Origin of the sequence: Streptomyces sp. SID11385, assembly GCF_010548245.1 — a bacterium.
Taxonomy (GTDB): domain Bacteria; phylum Actinomycetota; class Actinomycetes; order Streptomycetales; family Streptomycetaceae; genus Streptomyces.
On sequence record NZ_JAAGLR010000807.1, the window covers coordinates 1 to 259 of the forward strand.

The 259-nt window shown below is 73.4% G+C and carries 1 protein-coding gene; it reads right to left on the bottom strand.

The window, feature by feature from the left end; all coding sequences use genetic code 11:
- Window positions 1-259: AMP-binding protein (locus G3I42_RS24620; RefSeq protein ID WP_203607277.1), on the bottom strand; the 259-nt coding region annotated here is incomplete at both ends.

Genomic DNA, 259 nt, shown 5'->3' on the forward strand with positions numbered 1-259 from the left:
CGGTGGCGAAGACGTGCCGCAGCCCGTGCTCCCCCATCAGCGGGTTGACCAGCACCGCCGTCGCACCGCTGCGGACCGTGCCGTAGTAGGTGGCGACGAAGACCGGGTCGAGGACATGGGCGACGCCGGTGCGTACACCGCTCCGGCCCCCGTTCTGCCGCCGCAGCCAGGCGGCGACACGATCGGTCAGCGCGTCCAGCTCACCGAAGGCGAGGGCCGTGTCCGCTGTCCGCACGGCGATGCCGTCGGGGTCGCGCAG